Source organism: Roseateles sp., assembly GCF_031397715.1.
In the GTDB taxonomy this organism is placed as follows: Bacteria; Pseudomonadota; Gammaproteobacteria; order Burkholderiales; family Burkholderiaceae_C; genus Paucibacter_A.
Genome location: NZ_JANNMI010000220.1, coordinates 1 through 4608 on the forward strand (window position 1 = coordinate 1; position 4608 = coordinate 4608).

At 61.3% G+C, this 4608-nt stretch carries 4 protein-coding genes; 3 read left to right on the forward strand and 1 reads right to left on the reverse strand.

All coding sequences use genetic code 11. From position 1 onward, the window contains the following. Positions 1-102: 102 nt before the first annotated feature. Positions 103-477, reverse strand: a complete 375-nt coding sequence (locus RMO57_RS09465) for an Mth938-like domain-containing protein (protein ID WP_310386020.1) — start codon at positions 475-477, stop codon at positions 103-105. Positions 478-669: 192 nt separating this feature from the next. Between RMO57_RS09465 and RMO57_RS09470 the strand changes: the two genes are divergently transcribed. From RMO57_RS09470 to thrC, 3 genes are all read left to right on the forward strand, one after another. Beyond that, on the forward strand, positions 670-1896 hold the full coding sequence (locus RMO57_RS09470; RefSeq protein ID WP_310386024.1) for a pyridoxal phosphate-dependent aminotransferase: 1227 nt from the start codon (positions 670-672) through the stop codon (positions 1894-1896). A gap of 49 nt (positions 1897-1945) precedes the next feature. Continuing rightward, positions 1946-3256, forward strand: coding sequence for a homoserine dehydrogenase (locus tag RMO57_RS09475; protein WP_310386022.1), 1311 nt, complete (start codon positions 1946-1948; stop codon positions 3254-3256). Between the two features lie 68 nt (positions 3257-3324). Next, positions 3325-4608, forward strand: a 1284-nt coding sequence (thrC, locus tag RMO57_RS09480; protein ID WP_310386026.1) for a threonine synthase, incomplete at its 3' end; no start/stop codon positions are given.

Consider the following 4608-nt stretch of genomic DNA (forward strand, 5'->3'; position numbering starts at 1 on the left):
GCTGATTATACGTTGTTCGGCGTCATGGTCCGGCGACCAGCACATAGCGGCTTCGGTGCCCTGCCAAGTACAGAGATGCATGCCCAAAAAGCGCTGCCGCTTTCAGGCCTCAATCAAAAGCGCCGCCAAAACATTGCGCCCTTCGCTGGCCAGCACGTTGTAAGTGCGGCAGGCCGCCGCGAGATCCATGGTCTCCACGCCGATCCGGGCCTGAATCAAGCTTTGATAAAAGGCCGGCTGGGCGAACCTGATGCGTGCGCCGCTGCCGAAAATTACTAATTCGGGCTTTAGCCCCAAGACCTGCTCGAAGTGCTGCTCCGTCAGGTCTTCAAAGCGCTGCAAGCTCCAAGGCTGAACTTCGCCTTTCCAAGGTACCAGCAGGCTCGTCCCAAAAGCTGCCCCGTTGATCCAAACGGTGCGGCCGTCATGCTTTGAAATGCTGTTGCCGCCTTGCGGCTCATCGAGTTGGAATTTCATGGCGGGATCAGGGCGCTCGAAGCGTTGATGAAAGGCTGAGGAGTTTCAAGGAATTTCAGCCGGCACTCGCGGCGCACTTTGCTGCCGGGCCACCAGCCTGTGATTAAATTGTACGTTTTGCGGCGCAGCATTTCTGCGCGCCGGCCCGCTTTCCCTGGCATTCCCTGCCCTGTTTGAGGAGTTCACCTCTTGTTGAAGCCCACGCTCAAGTCCCGCAAATTGGCCAATGTCTGCTATGACATACGCGGACCCGTGCTCGACAAGGCTCGGCAAATGGAGGAAGAAGGGCACAAGATCATCAAGCTGAACATCGGCAACATCGCCGCCTTTGGCATTGAGCCGCCGGACGAGATCGTGCAGGACATGATCCGCAATCTGCCCGCCGCCGCCGGCTACACCGACTCCAAGGGCCTGTTCGCGCCGCGCAAGGCGGTGGTCCATTACTGCCAAGAAAAGAAAATCGCCGGCGTCACCGTCGATGATGTCTATCTGGGTAACGGCGCGTCAGAGCTGATCACCATGAGCATGAACGCCCTGCTCAACAGTGATGACGAGATTTTGGTGCCGGCGCCGGACTATCCGCTATGGACCGCGTCGGTCGCCCTGGCCGGCGGCACGCCGGTGCATTACGTTTGTGACGAGCAAGCCGACTGGATGCCCGATGTGGCCGACATCCGCAGCAAGATAACGCCCAATACCAAGGGCATCGTGGTCATTAACCCGAACAACCCGACCGGCGCGCTGTACCCGGACAGCGTGCTGCTGGAGATCGTCGAGATCGCCCGGCAGCACCAGCTGATCATCTTTGCCGACGAGATCTACGACAAGACGCTCTACGACGGACATGTGCACACGAGCCTGGCCTCGCTGGCTGATGATGTGCTGTTCGTGACCTTCAACGGCCTGTCCAAGAACTACCGTGCCTGCGGCTACCGCGCCGGCTGGATGGTGGTGTCGGGCGAAAAGCGCCATGCGCAGGACTACATCACCGGCCTGAATATGCTGGCCTCGATGCGCTTGTGCGCCAACACGCCGGGCCAGTTGGCGATTCAGACCGCCCTGGGCGGCTACCAAAGCATCAATGATCTGGTCGCACCGACCGGCCGGCTGTGCCGCCAGCGCGACCTCGCTTTTGATTTGCTGACGCAGATTCCTGGCGTCAGCGTGGTCAAGCCGAAAGCGGCGTTATATATGTTCCCCCGCCTGGACCCGAAGATCTACAAGATCGAGGACGACCAACAGTTCGCCTATGAATTGCTGGCCGAGGAAAAGGTGCTGATCGTGCAAGGGACGGGCTTCAACTGGACAGCCCCCGATCATTTCCGGCTCGTGTTCTTACCTAACTCCGACGACCTGCGGGAAGCGGTCGGGCGGATCGAGCGTTTCCTGACGCATTACCGCAAGCGGGCCGGGCGCTAAGCGCCGGCAGCGTTTGAAATTTAGCGAAGACCAGAGAGAACAACCCCCCATGAAAGCGATCAAAGTTGGCCTGCTGGGCATTGGCACCGTAGGCAGTGGCACCTTCAACGTGCTGCGTCGCAACCAGCATGAAATACGCGGCCGCGCCGGCCGGGGCATTGAGATTGCTATGGTCGCCGACCTCGACGTCGAGCGTGCCCGCAGCATCGTCGGCGCCGACGTGACCGTCGTCAACGACGCCCGCGCCGTCATCGCCAACCCCGAGATCGACATCGTCATCGAGCTGATCGGCGGCTACGGCATTGCCAAGACCCTGGTGCTGGAGGCGATCGCCGCCGGCAAACATGTGGTCACGGCCAATAAGGCGTTACTTGCCGTGCATGGCACCGAGATATTTGCGGCTGCACGTGAAAAAGGCGTGATGGTCGCGTTTGAAGCGGCGGTGGCCGGTGGCATTCCCATCATCAAGGCCTTGCGCGAAGGCCTGACCGCCAACCGCATCGAATGGATCGCCGGCATCATCAACGGCACGACCAATTTCATCCTGTCCGAGATGCGCAGCAAGGGCTTGGACTTTGGCGTGGTGCTGAAGGAAGCACAGCGCCTCGGTTATGCCGAGGCCGACCCGACCTTTGACATCGAAGGCGTCGACGCCGCGCACAAGATCAGCCTGATGAGCGCGATCGCTTTCGGCAGCCCGGTGCAGTTCGACAAGGCCCATGTCGAGGGCATCAATCAGCTGCAGGCGATCGACATCAAGTATGCCGAGCAGCTCGGCTACCGCATCAAGTTGCTGGGTCTGACACGGCGGCGCGAGAATGGTATCGAGCTGCGTGTGCATCCGACGCTGATCCCGGTTGCGCGCCTGATCGCCAATGTCGAGGGCGCGATGAACGCCGTCGTCGTGCAGGGCGATGCTGTGGGCACAACGCTGTACTACGGCAAGGGGGCAGGCGCCGAGCCGACCGCTTCGGCGGTGATCGCCGATCTGGTCGACATCACCCGCCTGCATACCGCCGACCCGGATCACCGCGTGCCGCATCTGGCCTTCCAGCCCGACGCCATGAGCGACACGCCGGTGCTCGCAATGGAAGAGGTCGTGACCAGCTTCTACCTGCGCCTGCGCGTGGCCGATGAGGCCGGCGTGCTGTCCAGCATCACCTCGATACTGGCCGAAAGCGATATCTCGATCGATGCGGTGCTGCAGCGCGAGTCCGCTGAGGGTGAGCGTCAGACCGATCTGATCATCCTCACGCACGAGACGGTCGAAGGGCGCATGAACCGCGCCTTGGCCCGTATGCAAGGTCTGCCGACCGTGTTGGCGCCGATCGTTCGCTTGCGCAAGGAAGAGTTGGCATGACTGATCGCCCCCACGCTTCGCTGCCCCCCGAGGGGGCGCTATTTTCCCTTGGGGCGGCCCGGCGGGAAATTCGGTACATCAGCACCCGCGGCGACAAGACCGAGCGGGCCTTTTGCGAAATCCTGCTGGAGGGCTTGGCGCCCGATGGTGGGCTCTATCTGCCGGTCAGCTATCCGCAAATTGACGCGGCAACGTTGAGCAAATGGCGCGGTCTCAGTTACGCCGATCTGGCCTTCGAGATTTTGTCGCTCTATATCGACGACATCCCGGCGGCTGATCTGCGCGCCATCACCCGCCGCACCTACACCGAGGCAGTTTTCGGCACGCCCGAAATCACGCCGCTCAAGGTCTTGGAGCCGGGCTTGGCGCTGCAAGCCTTGTCCAACGGCCCGACGCTGGCCTTCAAAGACATGGCGATGCAGTTGCTGGGGCAGCTGTTCGAATATGAGTTGAAGCGGCGCGGTGAGACGCTCAATATTCTTGGCGCGACCTCGGGTGACACCGGCAGCGCGGCCGAGTACGCGATGCGCGGCAAGGCCGGCGTCAATGTCTTCATGCTCAGCCCGCATGGCCGCATGAGCCCGTTTCAGCAGGCGCAGATGTTCAGCCTGCAAGATGCCAACATCCACAACATCGCCATCGAAGGCGTGTTCGATGATTGCCAGGACATCGTCAAGGCGGTGTCCAGCGATCTGGACTTCAAGCGGCGCTACAAGATCGGCACCGTCAACTCGATCAACTGGGCGCGCCTGCTCGCTCAGGTGGTCTATTACTTCGCCGGTTACTTCCAAGCCACGAAGTCGAACGAGGAGCGGGTCAGCTTCAGCGTCCCGTCCGGCAATTTCGGCAATGTCTGCGCCGGCCATGTGGCGCGGATGATGGGGCTGCCGATTGCGAACCTGGTCGTGGCGACGAACGAGAACGATGTGCTGGACGAGTTCTTCCGCACCGGCGTTTACCGCGTGCGCGGCGCGGCCGACACGCATGAAACCTCCAGCCCCTCGATGGATATTTCCAAGGCCAGCAACTTCGAGCGCTTTGTGTTTGACCTCTTGGGCCGTGACGGGCCAAGGGTGAAGGCGCTGTTTCAAGATGCGATCGCCACGGCGGGGCGTTTCGAGATTTCGCAGTCCGAGCACGCGCAGATTGGCGCTTATGGTTTCGTCTCCGGCAGCAGCAGCCATGCCGACCGTTTGGCAACAATTCGTTCGACCTACGAGAAGTATGGCGTGATGGTCGACACCCATACCGCCGATGGCCTGAAGGTGGCGCTGGAGAAGCGCCAACCGGGCACCGCGATGTTGGTGCTGGAGACCGCCTTGCCGGTCAAGTTTGCCGCCACGATAGAAGAG

What these genes read in the sequence shown, in the direction of transcription:
- RMO57_RS09465 (WP_310386020.1), bottom strand. Translation starts at nt 477, where the DNA reads ATGAAATTCCAACTCGATGAGCCGCAAGGCGGCAACAGCATTTCAAAG.
- RMO57_RS09475 (WP_310386022.1), top strand. Translation starts at nt 1,946, where the DNA reads ATGAAAGCGATCAAAGTTGGCCTGCTGGGCATTGGCACCGTAGGCAGT.